We start from the raw sequence: 15821 nt of genomic DNA, 5'->3' as shown, positions 1-15821 counted from the left end.
GTCGTGGGGGAGTCTATCAGGCGTGGTCGGGTCTGTCGGCTCAGGACGTTTGAGCCGTTGCCCGGTTCTGCTGATCGCGCTGGGCTACCCAATGCTCGATCAGTTCGCGCAACTGCGACAGTTCGACCGGCTTTGCCATGTGCCCGTCCATGCCAGCCTGGCGCGCACGCTCTTTATGTTCGGCAAGGATGTGCGCGGTCAACGCCACGACAGGGGTGCGAATCCGCTGGTTGCCGACTTCCCAGGCACGCAATTGCTGGGTGGCCGAGAAACCGTCGAGAATCGGCATTTCGCAATCCATCAGTACCAGGTCGTAACGCTGGGCCTTCATTGCCTGCAAGGCTTCTTCGCCATTGCTGGCGGTGTCCGGTTGCAGGTTGAGTTTGCCCAGCATGCCGCGAATGACCTTGGTCGAAATGCTGTTGTCTTCAGCAACCAGAATGCGGAAGTCGCTGGGCACTTTGACCGGCAGGGTCGGGCCCGCGGGCAGGTGCGGCGAAACGGCGAGGCCCTTGTTGCGCTGGTTCAGTTCATCCGCCAGCGTGGTCTTGAGGGTATAGCCGGCCACTGGTTTGGCGAGGATGCGCTTGATCCCGGAGTTGCGCGCGATGATCTTGCTCGGCGCATTGCTGATGCCGGTGAGCATGATCAGCAGGATGTCGTGGTTGAGGCTCGGGTCTTCCTTGATCTTGGCCGCCAGCTGCATGCCGGTCATGCCGGGCATGTTCTGGTCGAGCAGGACCACGTCGAAATAATCGCGCAGGTGCGCCTTGGTACGCAGCAGTGCCAACGCTTCCTTGCCGGACGGGACTGCACTGACATTCAGCCCCCAGGCGCTGCATTGTTGTACCAGCACTTTGCGACAGGTGTCGTTGTCGTCCACCACCAGTACCCGAGCGCCCTGCAGCGGGCCGTCGAGGTCGTTGGTCGGGTGTTCGAGGCGGTCAGGGTCCAGGGGCAGGGTCAGCCACAAGGTGCTGCCCTGGCTGGCGCCGCTCTTGACGCCGAATTCGCCTTGCATCAAACGAATCAACTGGCGGGCAATCACCAGTCCGAGGTTGCCGCCCAGTCGGGTGGTCGAGAGGAAGTTCTTGCTGTGCAGTTCGGCGTGCATCAGCGCGTCGCGCTCTTCGGCGTCCATCGGCTCGCCGCTGTCCTGCACGGCAATGCGCAGGCGTGGTTTGGCGCTGCGCTCGTCGAGGGCGACAACGATCAGGATCTCGCCTTCGTCGGTTTTCTTCAGGGCATTTTCCAGCAGGCTCAGCAAGGTCTGGCGCAGGCGCGTAGGGTCACCGCTGATGACCCGCGGTACTTGCGGCTGGATAAAGCTGATCAGTTCGACGTTCTGCTGTTCGGCCTTGGCGCGGAAGATGCTCAGGCAATCTTCGATCAGCGCATTGAGATCGAACTGCACATCGTCCAGCTCGATCTGCCCGGATTCGAGTTTGGATATGTCGAGAATCTCGTTGATCAGGGTCAGCAGTTCGTTGCCGGCACTGTGGATGGTTTGCACGTAGTCGCGCTGCTTGACCGACAGTGGTGTACCCAGCAACAGTTCGGTCATGCCCAGCACGCCATTCATCGGGGTGCGGATTTCGTGGCTGATCTTCGCCAGGAATTCGGCCTTGGCGTTGATCTCTGCGTTGCTGGCGGCGAGATCGCGGCTGATGCTGAAACGGTCTTCGGTGATGCTGCGCTGGCGTTCACTCAGGGCAATACTCATCAACAGGCCGCTGATGCAGATGAAAACCAGGAGGGCGATGATCAAGCCTTGCGGTTCAATCAGCGTCAGCCCCAGCAGGGCCGGCAGGATAATCAGCGTGCCGGCGTTGAACACCACCATGGCTGCCACGAACAGCCGCGCCGGGCGATAGCCTTTTTGCCAGTGCCAGGCGCTGACGAACAACATCGTCAGGCCCGCCAGGGCGACCAGCGTATAGGTGATGATGTTCAGCGGCAGCGTATTGACGAACAGCAACAGCAGGCCGCAGACGGTGATGAGCAGGATTTCGCCGAGCAGCAGTTTGTTCAACGGATGCGGGCCGAGCGGGGCGAAGAAGCGGTAGGCAAGCATCAGCCCGCACGGTGCGGTGAGCAGCAAGGCGAGGTAGGCGCCGGGTGTCTGCACTGAATGCCAGTCCGGTAACCATGGCCCCGCGAGGTTCAGCAGCAGCGCGAGGCTGAGCATCAACAATGCTTCACAACCTGCCAGCCACAGGCTGCTGCGCGACCGGGTGTAGGCGTACCGAATCAGGTTGTGCAGGACCAGCATGCCGATGCAGCCGAACAGCAGGCCATAAATCAACGTCTGACTCTGATTGGCGGCGGTCATGATTGCTGATTGCAGGGTGATGTAGGGGCGCATCTGGTGTTCGGAAACCAGGCGCAGGTAAACATCGAGGGGTTTGTCGCTTTGCGGCAACGGAAACATGAAGTCGCTGTTGGGTAATGGCCGTTCACCCTGAGGCTGTTCGGTGCCGGTGTTCAACTGATCAATCAGCTTGTCGCCGTCGAGCACATACAGATTGAGGTGCGACAGGTCGGGTGCAAATACCCGAAGTAATTGCTCGTGCTTGCCAGGTGAAAGCCTGAAGCGCAGCCAGAGCGCACCGCCGGGCTCGGCCGCGGTGAGGCGTTCGAGTTCGGTGGGGCTGAATTGGTTGGTGTAGCGCGCGGAGCGGATGTCGCTCAGTTGCAGGTCGCCCTGTTCGTCGAGCAATACCGCCCAACCACTGCCTTGCGCGGCCTGGGCCGGGAGCATGCAGAGCAAAGTCAGCAACGTGACAGTGAAACCTATGGCAATCCTGAGCCAGCGCACGGCGAAATCCCTTCGTAGGTTGATGCCAGAATATAACTATGCGCGGCGCCGGAATAGTCCGGCAAGGGGCTGAAACCCTTGCCCGACCGAATGGATCGATTATTCCTGATTTTCGCCACGCTCGCGGGCAATGGCGCGGTAGCCAATGTCCTTGCGATAGAAACAGCCTTCCCAGTCAATCTTCGCCGCCAGCTTGTAAGCCTGCTGCTGAGCAGCATCAACGCTGGCGCCCATGGCGGTAGCGCAAAGCACACGACCACCGGCCGTCACCACTTGACCGTCTTTCAGTGCCGTACCGGCGTGGAAGACTTTGCCTTCCAGCGCGGCGGCTGCATCCAGACCGTTGATGGCCACGCCTTTAGCGTAGTCGCCAGGATAGCCGCCTGCCGCCAGCACGATGCCGACGCTCGGACGCGGATCCCACTGGGCTTCGACCTTGTCCAGAGCTTGCGCCAGGGCGGCCTCGACCAGCAACACCAGGCTCGACTGCAAACGCAGCATAACCGGTTGGGTCTCAGGGTCGCCGAAACGGCAGTTGAATTCGATGACTTTTGGGTTACCAGCCTTGTCGATCATCAAGCCAGCATAGAGGAAGCCGGTGTAAACGTTGCCTTCTTCGGCCATGCCGCGCACGGTTGGCCAGATCACCAGGTCCATGACGCGCTTGTGAACTTCGCTGGTCACAACCGGTGCCGGGGAGTAAGCACCCATGCCGCCGGTGTTCGGACCGGTGTCGCCGTCGCCGACGCGTTTGTGGTCCTGGCTGGTGGCCATTGGCAATACGTTCTTGCCGTCGACCATGACGATGAAGCTGGCTTCTTCGCCGTCCAGGAACTCTTCGATGACCACGCGCGAACCGGCGTCGCCGAACGCATTGCCGGCGAGCATGTCGCGTACGGCATCTTCCGCTTCGGCCAGGGTCATGGCAACGATCACGCCTTTACCGGCGGCCAGGCCGTCGGCCTTGATCACGATCGGTGCGCCTTTCTCACGCAGATAAGCCAGGGCTGGCTCGATCTCGGTGAAGTTCTGATAGTCGGCGGTCGGGATCTTGTGGCGTGCCAGGAAGTCCTTGGTGAACGCTTTCGAGCCTTCCAGCTGGGCAGCGCCCGCGGTCGGACCGAAGCAATCCAGGCCGCGGGAGCGGAACAGATCAACGACGCCAGCCACCAGTGGCACTTCCGGGCCGACGATGGTCAGGGAAACGTTCTTCTCGGCGAAGTCAGCCAGTTGCTCAAGGGCCAGCACGTCGATGGCGACGTTCTCGCACTTGGCTTCAATGGCGGTGCCGGCGTTGCCCGGGGCAACGAAAACTTTCTGCACGCGCGGATCCTGAGCCACTTTCCAGGCCAGGGCGTGTTCACGGCCACCGCTGCCAATGATCAAAACATTCATTTCAAAAACCTCGGATGACGCTAATTCTGGAGGCAGCACTAAGACTGCTTTTCTGTGGGAGCGGGCTTGCTCGCGAAAGCGGAGCGTCAGTCGAAACAAATGTCGCTGACAGATTGCATTCGCGAGCAAGCCCGCTCCCACATTTGAATCGGTTTATCAGTGACGGAAATGACGCATGCCTGTAAAGACCATAGCGATACCGGCTTCGTCGGCAGCAGCAATCACCTCGGCATCACGCATCGAGCCACCTGGCTGGATCACCGCCGTAATACCGACCTTGGCCGCATTGTCCAGACCGTCGCGGAACGGGAAGAACGCGTCCGACGCCATCACCGAACCAGCCACTTGCAGACCGGCATGCTCAGCCTTGATCGCGGCGATACGCGCCGAGTTCACGCGGCTCATCTGACCGGCGCCGACACCGATGGTCTGACGGTTCTTGGCGTAGACGATGGCGTTGGACTTGACGTACTTGGCGACTTTCCAGGCGAAGATCAGGTCGTTGATTTCCTGTTCGGTCGGTGCACGCTTGGTCACGACTTTCAGGTCGTCGGCGCTGATCATGCCGATGTCGCGGCTCTGCACCAGCAGGCCACCGTTGACGCGTTTGTAGTCCCAGGCAGCGGCGCGGTCAGCCGACCACTCGCCGCAGGCCAGCAGGCGTACGTTGGCTTTTGCCGCGACGATCGCGCGGGCTTCTGCGCTGACACTTGGGGCGATGATCACTTCGACGAACTGACGCTCGACGATGGCCTTGGCGGTCTCGGCATCCAGCTCGCGGTTGAAGGCGATGATGCCGCCGAACGCGGATTCGGTATCGGTGGCGTAGGCCAGTTCGTAGGCCTGACGGATGCCGCCTTCGGCGTCCGGGCTCACGGCAACGCCGCACGGGTTGGCGTGCTTGACGATCACGCAGGCCGGCTTGACGAAGCTCTTCACGCATTCCAGTGCGGCGTCGGTGTCGGCCACGTTGTTGTACGACAGCTCTTTGCCTTGCAGTTGGGTCGCGGTGGCGATGCCGACTTCGGCAGGCTTGGCTTCAACGTAGAACGCCGCGCTCTGGTGCGGGTTCTCGCCGTAGCGCATTTCCTGAGCCTTGATGAACTGGCTGTTGAAGGTGCGCGGGAACTCGCTGCGACCTTCAGTGCTGAGGGTGTCAGCGGCCTGGTTCACGGTGCCCATGTAGTTGGCGATCATGCCGTCGTAGGCGGCGGTGTGTTCGAACGCCTTGAGCATCAGGTCGAAACGCTGTGCGTAGGTCAGGCCGCCGGCCTTGAGGCCTTCGAGGACGCTGGCGTAGTCGCTGGCATTCACCACGATGGCCACGTCTTTATGATTTTTTGCTGCCGAACGGACCATGGTCGGGCCGCCGATGTCGATGTTTTCGATCGCGGTCGGCAGGTCGCAGCCTGGCTTGTTGATGGTGGCTTCGAACGGGTACAGGTTGACTGCAACCAGATCGATCGGCTTGATGCCGTGCTCGTTCATGATGGCGTCGTCGATACCGCGACGACCGAGGATCCCGCCGTGGATTTTCGGGTGCAGGGTTTTCACCCGACCGTCCATCATTTCTGCGAAACCGGTGTAATCCGCGACTTCCACTGCGGCAACACCGTTGTCGCGCAGCAGCTTGAACGTTCCGCCGGTGGAGAGGATCTCGACGCCCAGGGCTTCAAGCTCTTTGGCGAATTCGAGGATCCCGGTCTTGTCGGAGACGCTGATCAAGGCGCGGCGGATCGGCAGGCGGGTAGTCTGGTCGGTCATTTCAATTTCCATCAAAAGCAAAGGAGTCAGCAAAAAAGGCGACCGTTTTTACGCGGGCGCCTTTCTGGTTTGATTGAATGCTTACAGCAAATCGTACTGCTTGAGTTTCTTGCGCAGGGTGCCTCGGTTCAGTCCGAGCAGCTCGCTGGCCTTGGTCTGGTTGCCCTTGACGTAGTTCATCACGCACTCGAGCAGGGGCGCCTCGACTTCGGAGAGCACCAGGTTGTACACATCCGTGACGGCAGCGCCCTCAAGGTGGGCGAAATAATTGTGCAGCGCCTTCTCGACACTCCCGCGAAGGGTCTGACCTTCTTCGCTCGGCGTGTTGAGGTGCTGTTTCAAATTCACGTTGTCGCTCACGGGTGTTGTTCCACTCACTAAAGTCTCGGTCATCATCGTCATGCGGCCACCTCTTCTCCGTCCCCTGTCAGGCTCTTGTAACGTTCGGCGAAGAAGCCCTGAACGTTGGCGCATTGTGCTTCCGTATCTTCCAAACGATTGAAGTGGGCGCGAAACTCCCTGGCGCCCGGCAAGGTTGCGAGATACCAGCCCACATGCTTTCGAGCAATGCGTACGCCCATGACATCTCCATAGAAGACGTGCAGCGCAGCCAGATGCTCTAGCAGAATGCGTTCCACCTCGATCAGTTCCAGCGCCGGGAGTTTCTCGCCGGTACGCAGGAAGTGGTCGATCTCGCGAAAAATCCATGGCCGCCCCTGGGCAGCCCGTCCAACCAGCAATCCATCGGCCCCGGTTGCGTCGAGCACGTATCGGGCCTTCTCCGGTGAATCGATGTCACCATTGGCGAAGACCGGAATCGACACCGCCTGCTTGATCGCGGCAATGGTGTCGTACTCGGCTTCACCGGTGTACAGATCGGCACGGGTGCGGCCATGAACCGCCAGCGCCGTAATGCCTGCCTGCTCGGCGATCTTCGCCACCGTCAGGCCATTCTTGTTGTCCCGGTCCCAGCCGGTACGGATCTTCAAGGTCACCGGCACATCAACCGCAGCCACCACGGCCTGCAGGATCTCGGTCACCAGTGCTTCGTCCTTCAACAGTGCAGAACCGGCAGCCTTGTTGCAGACCTTCTTCGCCGGACAACCCATGTTGATATCAATAATCTGTGCGCCCAGTTCGACGTTGGCCCGGGCCGCATCCGCCAGCATCTGTGCATCTCCACCGGCGATCTGTACCGAGCGTGGCTCGGGATCGCCTTCGTGGATCATGCGCATGCGCGATTTGCGGGTGTTCCACAAACTCATGTCGCTGGTGACCATTTCCGAAACTACAAGTCCTGCGCCCAGTCGCTTGCACAGCTGACGAAAGGGTTGGTCGGTGACACCCGCCATGGGGGCGAGAATCAAGCCGTTGTGCAATGTGTATGGACCGATGCGTACCGCCGACATAGGACTTTCCAGTTGTGGGGCCGGATCATGAGAGTTCGAAAAAGGGTTGGCATGATACCCGCTCTCGATGACTGGATAAAGGCTGAATTGAACAAAATCTGAACAGTTATTCTGTTATCGCCAGCAGTTTGGTCTGAGCGGTCGCTGCCAGAAATGTGCCGTCAAACCCGTAACACTGAACCGTTTCACTCGGGTGAATGAAAGCTCAGGCTGTAGTTCACGGCTTTGGCGCCTGGGTCGAGGATATCCAGGGCGATGTGGATCGGCGTTTGCGGGGGCATTTCCGCCATGCCTTCGAGATCGCCGTTGAGGTACTCGCCGGGCTTGAAGCGACGGCTGGCGATCAGGTGGCCGTTGAGGTCGGCAAAGCGCAACTCCAGCAGCGGGAACGGCTGGGAGAACGGCGCGCGGTTGTAGATGATCGCGTCGACCACCAGCGCACCATTGAAATCCGGGTGGCTGCGCACCACCAGGTTGCTGCTCTTGATTTTCGCGATGTCGACCTTGGACGGCACGGTACAGCCGATTTGTGGGCACACCTGCTGGAACCACGGACGGTACTGATCCTGGCGCGCCAGTTCGTCGAAGTGGTAGGCGATGTACTGGCCGACGAGCGCGCCGGCACCGAGCAGAATCAGCAGCAACCAGAGAAAGCGTCGACCCCAGGGGGATCGGCGTTTCTGCCAATCGAGTTGCAGCGGGTCGTCGGTCAGGTCTTGCAGAACCTCGGCACGCATCGCCGGCTCGCTGCGTTCGCGACGCTTGCGCAAGGGTTCGATCGAGGGCAGGTCATCGTCGAACTCGTCGACGGTGTCGGCCGCTGACAGGCGTTCGTGATGAAGCGGGGCGTCGAGTGGGTCGTTCAGGCGCAGTTGCGGCGGCAGCGTCTCGTCGTCCAGTTCCAACGGTTCCAGGGACAGCGAGGGTTCGGTGCGCGAGGGGGTGTTCGGCTCGACGGTCGGTTCTGGCGTGGTCGTGGCTTCGGCCGCTTCGGCGCGATCGGCAGCCGATTCGCTGAACAGGCTGTCGGACCAAGGCTCTTCGTCGGGTTCGGTGGTATCCCGACGGGCGCTCAGGCTGTCTTCGCGGTGGCGACCGAACTCGGTGGTCGGCTGGATTTCCCGCTGTTCGAGCCGGGCAAGTTCTTCGTCCAGGTCCAGGCTGTCCAGGTCGAGTTCAGCGGCAGACCACTGCTTCTGACTGATGGCCCGCTGTTGCGGCTCAGCTGTCTCGACGACGGCGGGAGCCGCCGGGGGGATCACGTCCTTTCCTGCCTGCTCGAGCAGCTGCTTGGCGGCGTTGAACACCTGCAGGCACGAGCCGCAACGAACCACCCCACGGGCCACGCTCAATTGAGCATGGCTGACGCGGAAGCTGGTTTGGCAATGCGGGCACTGAGTGACGAAGCTGTCGGTCATGCGGCGATCCGGATTATGCAGGCGCTCATTCTAGCGCCGACGGCCAGTGATGCGCACCCAGCCATCGCGATTGGCGATCGGGTCCAGATCGAAGTCCTGGGCGTAGGCGCTGGCAACCTCTTCGCCTTGTTCGGCAAGAATGCCCGACAGCGCCAGACGGCCACCCGGCTTGACCAGGCTGGACAGTTGCGGTGCCAGGGACACCAGCGGCCCGGCGAGAATGTTGGCCACCAGCACGTCGGCCTGAACCTGCGGCAGGTCCTCGGGCAGATACAGCGGGAACAGTTCTTCGGCGATGTTGTTGCGACCGGCGTTGTCGCGAGAGGCTTCCAGCGCTTGTACGTCGATGTCGGTGCCGACGGCTTGTTTGGCACCCAGCAACAGGGCGGCAATCGCCAGGATCCCCGAGCCGCAACCGAAGTCCAGCACGTTGCAGTCTTTCAGGTCCTGACCGTCGAGCCATTCCAGGCACAGCGCGGTGGTCGGGTGCGTGCCGGTGCCGAATGCGAGGCCCGGGTCCAGCAGAATGTTCACGGCGTCGGGTTCAGGGGCGGCGTGCCAGCTTGGAACGATCCACAGGCGTTGACCGAAGCGCATTGGCTGGAAATCGTCCATCCAGGTGCGTTCCCAGTCCTGGTCTTCGATGACTTCGCTGTGATGCTCGGGCAGCGGGCTGCCGGTCAACAGCTCCAGGTGCGCCAGTACGCTGGCCGCTTCGGTGCCACCTTCGAACAGGGCCAGCAGATGGGTGTGCGACCACAGCGGCGTGGTGTTGAGTTCCGGTTCGAAGATCGGTTGATCTTCGGCGTCCATGAAGGTCACCGACACGGCGCCCACTTCAAGGAAAGCGTCTTCGTAGGTTTCGGCTTGTTCTGGGCTGATGGCGAGACGGACTTGCAGCCAAGGCATGGCGGGCACCTTTGAAAAATATTGATTGCAGCCTAGCGGGCTGCGAGAAGCGCGCAAGTTTACGCGAGCGCGACGCAGAAGACGACCGGGTAGGCAGGGATCCGGGGTGAACAAATTACCTGTAGCGAGGGGGCTTGCCCCCGTTGGACTGCTAAGCGGTCCCAAAACAGTCGTTCCGGATTTTCCTGATGCGGCTCTGTTGAATGGTTTTGCGTCTGCTACGCAGCCGAACGGGGGCAAGCCCCTCGCCACAGGGATTGTGTGTGGCAATCTCCAGAAACAACAAAGCCGCCCGAAGGCGGCTTTGTTGATCAGGCTAAAGCTTAGTGCTTGTCGCCAGCCAGCTTGTGTTCCAGGTAGTGGATGTTGATCCCACCTTTACAGAAGCCTTCATCGCGGACCAGGTCGCGGTGCAGCGGGATATTGGTCTTGATCCCGTCGACAACGATTTCGTCCAGCGCATTGCGCATGCGCGCCAGCGCTTCGTCACGGGTTGCGCCGTAGGTGATCAGCTTGCCGATCAACGAATCGTAGTTCGGCGGAACCGCATAACCGCTGTACAGGTGCGAATCGACGCGAACGCCGTTACCGCCTGGAGCGTGGAAGTGCTTGACCGTGCCTGGGCTTGGCATGAAGGTTTTCGGGTCTTCGGCGTTGATCCGGCATTCTAGCGCGTGACCGCGGATGACGACGTCATCCTGGGTGTACGACAGCTTGTTGCCGGCGGCGATGCTGAGCATCTCCTTGACGATGTCGATGCCGGTGACCATTTCCGAAACCGGGTGCTCAACCTGAACGCGGGTGTTCATTTCGATGAAATAGAACGCGCCGTTCTCGTACAGGAACTCGAAAGTGCCCGCGCCACGGTAGTTGATGTCGATGCAGGCTTTGACGCAGCGTGCGAGGACTTCAGCCCGTGCTTTCTCGTCGATGCCCGGTGCCGGTGCTTCTTCGAGAACCTTCTGGTGACGACGTTGCAGCGAGCAATCGCGGTCGCCCAGATGGATGGCGTGGCCCTGGCCGTCGGAAAGTACCTGGACTTCCACGTGACGTGGGTTGGTCAGGAATTTTTCCAGGTAGACCATCGGGTTGCCGAACGCCGCGCCGGCTTCGGAGCGGGTCAGTTTTGCCGAGGAGATCAGGTCTTCTTCTTTATGCACGACGCGCATGCCGCGACCACCACCGCCGCCAGCGGCTTTGATGATCACCGGGTAACCGACTTCGCGACCGATGCGCAGTGCGGTTTCTTCGTCTTCCGGCAGTGGGCCGTCGGAACCCGGAACGGTTGGAACGCCGGCAGCGATCATGGCGTGCTTGGCCGAAACCTTGTCGCCCATCAGACGAATGGTGTCGGCTTTCGGACCAATGAAGGCGAAGCCGGAGTTCTCGACCTGCTCAGCGAAATCAGCGTTTTCCGCAAGGAAACCGTAGCCTGGGTGAATGGCGGTAGCGCCGGTCACTTCAGCCGCGGCGATGATTGCCGGGATGTGCAGGTAAGAGTGGGCGGCCGAGGCCGGACCGATGCAGACGGATTCGTCTGCCAGACCCAGGTGCATCAGCTCTTTGTCAGCCTTGGAGTAAACGGCGACGGTCTTGATGCCCATCTCTTTGCAGGCACGCAGAATCCGCAGTGCGATCTCACCGCGGTTGGCGATCAGAACTTTTTCCAACTTCGCAGTCATCAAAGTTTCTCCGCGGTTCAAACGATGGTGAACAGCGGTTGGTCGTACTCAACCGGCTGGCCGTCTTCGACGAGGATGGATTCGATCACACCGCTGGTTTCAGCTTCGATGTGGTTCATCATCTTCATGGCTTCGACGATGCACAGGGTGTCGCCTTTCTTCACGGTCTGGCCGACTTCAACGAAGGACGGCGAGCTTGGCGAAGATTTGCGATAGAAGGTGCCGACCATCGGCGAACGGGCAACGTTGCCGTTCAGGGCAGGGGCGGACGGAGCAGCAGGCGCGGCAGCGGCGGCAACCGGAGCGGCAGCGACAGGTGCCGGAGCCGGAGCGTGCATTGGCGCCGGAGCGTAGTACTGCTGAGCCGGGGTCTTGCTGTGGCGGCTGATGCGTACGGACTCTTCGCCTTCCTTGATCTCGAGCTCGTCGATGCCGGACTCTTCCAGCAATTCGATCAGTTTCTTAACTTTACGGATATCCATGAATCATCAACTCCCAAGGGTCGGTCAGGGGCGTAACGCTTGTTGTTCAAGCTGTTGCCGGTCTTTCAAGCTGCTCTAGGGCGGCCTCCAGGGCCAGTCGATAACCGCTGGCGCCAAGGCCGCAGATCACTCCCACCGCAACGTCGGAGAAGTAAGAGTGATGGCGGAAAGGTTCGCGTTTGTGCACGTTAGACAAATGCACTTCGATGAATGGGATGCTCACCGCCAGCAGCGCGTCACGTAATGCGACACTTGTGTGCGTAAAAGCTGCTGGGTTGATCAGAATGAAGTCCACACCTTCGCTGCGGGCAGCGTGGATGCGGTCGATCAATTCGTACTCGGCATTGCTTTGCAGGTGCAGCAGATGATGGCCGGCTTCACGAGCACGGCGTTCCAGGTCCTGGTTGATCTGCGCCAGTGTCGTAGCGCCATAGGTGCCCGGTTCACGGGTGCCGAGCATGTTCAGGTTGGGGCCGTGCAGAACCAATAGGGTCGCCATCTGCTGTTCCTTGTTATCCGTGTGCATTTGTCAGAACCCGGCGACTATGCCGCAAAGCCTTTGTGACTGTCCAGTTCTATGCAATAGCCAGCACGATGGCCGATGTTTGCGCGAAATATGTGACCGGGTGATTAAATCCGGTCATTTGCTTTGGCGACCCGTTCGGCAAAGTCCTCGGCATTGATCTCGCCGATCACTCGCACATCGGTGCGTTCGACGCCGTCCTTGCCGAAAAACATCAGCGCCGGTGGGCCGAACAGTTTGTAGCGGTCGAGCAGCGCACGTTGTTCGGCGTTGCTGTCGGTGATGTCGAAGCGGATCAGCCGATAGCCCTTGAGGCGTTCGACGACGCGGGTGTCGTTGAGCACCTCATGCTCGATGACTTTGCAGCTGATGCACCAGTCGGCGTACCAGTCGAGCAGCAGTGGGGTGCTGGACGATCTGGCCTCGGCGAGGACGCGATCAAGGTCGGCCGGGGTGGTGACGGTTTGCCAGTCGCTGGTGTGTTGCGGCTGCTCGTTACTGCTGACGATGCGCGGCTGGCCGATGGGGTTGAGCGGATCGGTCTGGCCACTGAAGGCGCCGTACCAGCACGCCAGCGCATAAAACAGAAGGAACATGCCGAGCAACTGACCGACACGTTTTCGCGGCGGTTTGTAGACGAACTCCAACGCACCCATGAATAAACCGACGCCACCGGCCAGCAAGCCGATCAGCAGCAGGGTGACCTGACCCGGCAACACCCGACTGAGCAGACCGATCGCCAGCCCCAGCAACAAAACGCCAATCGCGTTTTTCACATAGACCAACCATGGACCGCTTTTCGGCAACCAGGCTGCACCGCCCGTGGCTACCAACAATAGCGGCGCGCCCATGCCGAGGCCGAGCATGAACAGCTTCAATCCGCCGCCCAGCGCATCGCCGCTGGCGCTGATGTACAGCAACGCGCCGGCCAGCGGTGCCGAAACGCAGGGCGAAACCAACAGACTGGAAACCACGCCCAGCACCGCCGCCCCCCACAATGAGCCGCCTTCGGTGCGACCCGCGATGCGGTCCAGTCGGCTGCTGATTGCCTGCGGCAACTTGAGTTCGAATACGCCGAACATCGCCAGCGCGAACACGGCAAAAAACATCGCGAACGGCACCAGCACCCACGCCGACTGCAGTCGCGCCTGAAGATTGAGCTGTGCGCCGAACATCCCCATCAGCGCGCCAAGCAATGCAAAGCAGGCGGCCATCGGCAGCACGTAGGCGAGAGACAGATTGAAGCCGCGCAAACCACCGACCTGGCCGCGCAACACCACACCGGACAGGATCGGCAACATGGGCAGCACACACGGGGTGAACGTCAGGCCGAGGCCGGCGAGGAAGAACAGCGCCAGCTCCCGCCAGTTCCAGCTCGTGGTTGCACCGCTGCTACCCTCGATACTCAGGCGTTCGGTTTCAGGCGGATAGCACAGCCCTTTGTCGGCACAGCCCTGATAGGTCACGGCCAGCGTAAAGGCGCGTTGATCGGTGCGTGGCAGTTCTACATCGAGAATGCCGTGGTAAACCTCGACATCGCCAAAGTATTCATCGTGCTTTTGTTCGCCCCTGGGCAATTGTGCCGTGCCGAGCGCGACATCGGCCGGATCGGCGCGAAACTGAAAGCGATGGCGATAGAGGTAGTACCCCTCGGTGGCGACAAAGCGCAGTTTGATCGATTGCGGCGTGCTTTCTACCAGACTGAGCTGAAAGGCTTCGCGCACCGGCAGGAAATCGGCGCTGTTGTTGATCGAGCCCAGCGTGGCGCTTGGCCGACCCTCCAGCAAACCGGCGGCGTTGGCCGGCAGGGCGAGGACAAAAAGCAGCAGGCAAAGCAAACGGCGCATGACAATCTCGCGTATCGGAGGTGCGGGAATGATAGCGGAGTCGTCGCGGATGCGTATGTAGGAGCTGTCGAGTGAAACGAGGCTGCGATCTTTTGACGTTGATCCAAAAACCAAAATCAAAGATCGCAGCCTCGTTTCACTCGACAGCTCCTACAGGGAGTTTGGTCAGACGCGGAAGGCCTGGACGGCAGTATGTAACCGCCCGCCCAGCACCAACAAATGTTCCCCTTGTTCACGCCCCTCACCGATGCGCAGCAGGTTATCCCCACCCAATTGGTGAATCCTCTCGCTGTGATCACGGATCTCGCTGACAGCGCCGCTTTGCTGAGCCGTGACATCGGCGATGCGCACGGCGGTGTCGGAAATGGTCTGGATGGCCCCGACGATTTTATCCAGCGCACCGTCAGCGGCCTGGGCCTGACTGGCCGTTGCTTCTGCATGCTCAACCTGAGCGCGCATGCCTTCCACCGATTGTTGCGCTGCCGTTTGCAGCCCGGCGATCAAGGTCTGAATCTCGGCCGTGGCGCCCGCGGTGCGTTGCGCCAGTGAGCGAACCTCCTCAGCCACGACGGCAAAACCGCGGCCCATTTCCCCGGCGCGGGCCGCTTCAATGGCGGCGTTCAGCGCCAGCAGATTGGTCTGGTCAGCAATCGAGCGAATCACCGTCAGCACGCCGCCGATAGTGGCCGACTCCGAGGCCAGGTGTTCGATCATCTGTGCATTGCCTTGCACTTCATCGACCAGTGCGTGTAGCCCGGTGAGGCTCAGGCCGATGACTTTTTGCCCATGTTCCACCGCCAGCCCGGCATGGCGGCTGGCGTCGGCAGCCTGGCTGGCATCACCGGCCACTTGTTGAATGGTCGCTTCCAGTTCGCCGAGAGAATCACGGATGAGCGCTGTGTCACCCGCCTGATGCTCGGCGCCGCTGTGCAGGTCATTGCTCAATTCGGCCAAGGTACGACTGCTGCCGGCGACCTGTTCGGCGTTAAGGCGAATGGTCCCCACCAGATCGACGAGGTAGGCGCGCAGACGGTTGAGCGAGGCTTGAATGTCATGCAACTCGCGATTGGTCTTGCCCAATTCAATGTCCCGGCTGAAGTCGCCCTCGGCCCAGGTCGAAAGCGCCGGTGCGAGGTTGGTCAGCGTCCGGGCGAGGCGTCGTTGCAGGGTATCGATGAGTAATGCGATCAGCAGGATCAGGCCGATCATTACGCCTTGCATCAGACGCACCTCGCTCTGGATCTGCCCGTGCTGGGCGCGGACCACTGGTTCCAGCCCGGCGATGGCCTGTTGCACATCGGCGATTTTCAAATGCGTGGCGGTGCTGAGGTCGGTGCGTTTCTGGATCTGGTCACGCGTGCGTGAAAGCTCGGCGGGATAGCGCGTCAGCAGGCTGTTGAGTTCGCGTTTGAGCCCGACGCCGGCATCTTCGGTCACGGCTTTTTCGGTGTTCTCCAGGCCCATCATCGCAGCGAAATCGTCGGTGCCTGATTCACTTTTACTGGCAACGCCGAGTAGCGGCAGGGCATTCAGACGTTCTGCTTGAGCGCGGATGTTGGTGACTTCTCGTTCAA

12 protein-coding genes are annotated in these 15821 nt (G+C 60.7%); all 12 read right to left on the bottom strand.

The genetic code is table 11. The annotated features are described in order from the left end of the window. Positions 1 to 40 precede the first annotated feature (40 nt). The 12 genes from PMI01S_RS08455 to PMI01S_RS32375 all read right to left on the bottom strand — a co-directional run bounded on the left by PMI01S_RS08455 (position 41) and on the right by PMI01S_RS32375 (position 15456). Positions 41 to 2818 (bottom strand): hybrid sensor histidine kinase/response regulator, encoded by a 2778-nt coding sequence (locus PMI01S_RS08455; protein ID WP_084319206.1) that lies wholly within the window; start codon positions 2816 to 2818, stop codon positions 41 to 43. A gap of 99 nt (positions 2819 to 2917) precedes the next feature. Beyond that, a complete protein-coding gene (purD, locus tag PMI01S_RS08450) occupies positions 2918 to 4213 on the bottom strand; it encodes a phosphoribosylamine--glycine ligase (protein ID WP_084319205.1) in 1296 nt (431 codons plus the stop codon). A 156-nt stretch (positions 4214 to 4369) separates the two neighbouring features. Then, on the bottom strand, positions 4370 to 5977 hold the full coding sequence (purH, locus tag PMI01S_RS08445; RefSeq protein WP_084319204.1) for a bifunctional phosphoribosylaminoimidazolecarboxamide formyltransferase/IMP cyclohydrolase: 1608 nt from the start codon (positions 5975 to 5977) through the stop codon (positions 4370 to 4372). A gap of 81 nt (positions 5978 to 6058) precedes the next feature. Further along, positions 6059 to 6379, bottom strand: a complete 321-nt coding sequence (gene fis, locus PMI01S_RS08440) for a DNA-binding transcriptional regulator Fis (protein ID WP_007907419.1) — start codon at positions 6377 to 6379, stop codon at positions 6059 to 6061. Further along, entirely contained in the window at positions 6376 to 7386 is a 1011-nt protein-coding gene (gene dusB, locus PMI01S_RS08435; RefSeq protein WP_017336338.1) for a tRNA dihydrouridine synthase DusB, read from the bottom strand. Before dusB ends, fis begins: the two co-directional genes overlap by 4 nt. Positions 7387 to 7571: 185 nt before the next feature. Beyond that, positions 7572 to 8804 carry a DUF3426 domain-containing protein gene (locus PMI01S_RS08430; protein ID WP_084319202.1) on the bottom strand — a complete coding sequence of 411 codons (1233 nt, stop codon included), beginning with the start codon at positions 8802 to 8804 and terminating at the stop codon, positions 7572 to 7574. 30 nt (positions 8805 to 8834) lie between these two features. Continuing rightward, positions 8835 to 9713, bottom strand: coding sequence for a 50S ribosomal protein L11 methyltransferase (gene prmA / locus PMI01S_RS08425; protein ID WP_084319200.1), 879 nt, complete (start codon positions 9711 to 9713; stop codon positions 8835 to 8837). Positions 9714 to 10036: 323 nt separating this feature from the next. After that, a complete protein-coding gene (gene accC / locus PMI01S_RS08420) occupies positions 10037 to 11395 on the bottom strand; it encodes an acetyl-CoA carboxylase biotin carboxylase subunit (RefSeq protein ID WP_084319199.1) in 1359 nt (452 codons plus the stop codon). Between the two features lie 17 nt (positions 11396 to 11412). Continuing rightward, a complete protein-coding gene (gene accB / locus PMI01S_RS08415) occupies positions 11413 to 11877 on the bottom strand; it encodes an acetyl-CoA carboxylase biotin carboxyl carrier protein (RefSeq protein ID WP_084319197.1) in 465 nt (154 codons plus the stop codon). A 46-nt stretch (positions 11878 to 11923) separates the two neighbouring features. After that, positions 11924 to 12376 (bottom strand): type II 3-dehydroquinate dehydratase, encoded by a 453-nt coding sequence (gene aroQ, locus PMI01S_RS08410; protein ID WP_033059577.1) that lies wholly within the window; start codon positions 12374 to 12376, stop codon positions 11924 to 11926. 131 nt (positions 12377 to 12507) lie between these two features. Continuing rightward, positions 12508 to 14247: a protein-disulfide reductase DsbD gene (locus tag PMI01S_RS08405; protein ID WP_084319195.1), complete on the bottom strand. Its 1740-nt coding sequence runs from the start codon at positions 14245 to 14247 to the stop codon at positions 12508 to 12510. Between the two features lie 165 nt (positions 14248 to 14412). Next, the gene (locus tag PMI01S_RS32375; RefSeq protein ID WP_371850913.1) at positions 14413 to 15456 is read right to left on the bottom strand and encodes a methyl-accepting chemotaxis protein; all 1044 of its coding nucleotides are present in this window, start codon (positions 15454 to 15456) and stop codon (positions 14413 to 14415) included. Positions 15457 to 15821: the final 365 nt, after the last annotated feature.

Source organism: Pseudomonas migulae NBRC 103157, from assembly GCF_002091715.1.
Classification (GTDB): domain Bacteria; phylum Pseudomonadota; class Gammaproteobacteria; order Pseudomonadales; family Pseudomonadaceae; genus Aquipseudomonas; species Aquipseudomonas migulae_A.
The sequence above is the reverse complement of the archived record's forward strand: the minus strand, read 5'-3'. Positions and strand labels throughout refer to the sequence as shown.